1 protein-coding gene and 1 pseudogene are annotated in these 1222 nt (G+C 62.8%); both read left to right on the forward strand.

Annotated features, from left to right (window positions below):
• Positions 1-638: ACP S-malonyltransferase (locus V6C16_RS13635; protein ID WP_333543484.1), on the forward strand; the 638-nt coding region annotated here is incomplete at its 5' end.
• A 160-nt stretch (positions 639-798) separates the two neighbouring features.
• Positions 799-1222 (forward strand): annotated as a pseudogene (argS, locus tag V6C16_RS13640) (arginine--tRNA ligase); the annotation flags it as partial.

Consider the following 1222-nt stretch of genomic DNA (forward strand, 5'->3'; position numbering starts at 1 on the left):
TGCTTTCTCCCCAGACCGCACTGGAACTGACCAGCCTGCGTGGCCGCCTGATGGCCGAGGCCGATCCTCACGGCAAGGGAGCCATGGCCGCCCTGCTCAAGCTCGACCTGCCCCAGGTGGAAAAAATTGTGGCCGACACGGCCGCCCAGTGCGGTGAGCTGATCATTGTCGCCAACTACAATACGCCCGGCCAGCTTGTGGTCAGCGGAACCAGGGCCGCTGTGGCCCTGGCCTGCCAGAAAGCCAAGGAAGTGAAGGGGCGCGGCATTGAACTGAAGGTCAGCGGGGCATTCCACAGTCCCCTTATGGCCGAAGCCGCCAAGGAATTTGCCCCGCAACTCCGCAAGGCCACCTGGAACAAACCCCGGTTCGCCGTTTACTGCAACGCCCACGGCAAGGCCGTGCATGAGGGCGAAAGCGCCCTTGAGGGTCTGCTGGCCCAGATGACCTCGTCCGTGCAGTGGATAGACACCATGCGCAATCAGTACGATGACGGCGCGCGCCGCTGGCTTGAGCTTGGCCCCAAGGCCCTGCTCGGCAAGATGGTGGCCCCATGCCTTGCCGACCGCGCCACCGCAGACCAGCTTGAAGTGCAACTGGTCAACAATGCGGAAAGCGCCGCAGCACTGGCGGAATAGCACGCCTGGCCGCCAGGCACTGCCCTGACGCGGCCGCCATTTTTATGCGACATCCTGAATTATTCAGAATATACGCTGGTTTGAGCCGGATACCCGGACATGCCCGGACATCCGGAAACAGAAAACTGAAAACCCTGTATGCAAAGGACACGAGAGCATTATGCGCGCCATTGAAACCCTGCGCACGGCCCTGGCGGCCATTATTGAGGAAGAGGGCCTGGCCTGGCCCGCCAAGACTGTCATTGAGCCGCCGCGCGACCCCCGTCATGGCGACCTTTCGGTCAACTCGGCCATGCTGCTCGCCAAGGAAGCCAAAACCAATCCTCGCGAGCTGGCGCAAAAATTTGCCGCCAAGCTGCTGGAGCGCTGCCCCGATGTGGAAAAAGCCGAGGCTGCCGGGCCGGGTTTCTGCAATGTGACCTTCAGTCAGGCATTCTGGCGGCAGATCGTGACCGACATCGAAAGCGCCGGGCAAGCCTATGGCGAAAGCAGGGAGCCGGGCCGCAGGGTGCTGCTTGAATATGTTTCGGCCAACCCCACAGGGCCTCTGCATGTGGGCCACGGGCGCGGCGCGGCCGTGGGCG

The sequence above is a fragment of the Desulfovibrio sp. 1188_IL3213 genome (assembly GCF_036763145.1).
Lineage (GTDB): Bacteria > Desulfobacterota > Desulfovibrionia > Desulfovibrionales > Desulfovibrionaceae > Desulfovibrio.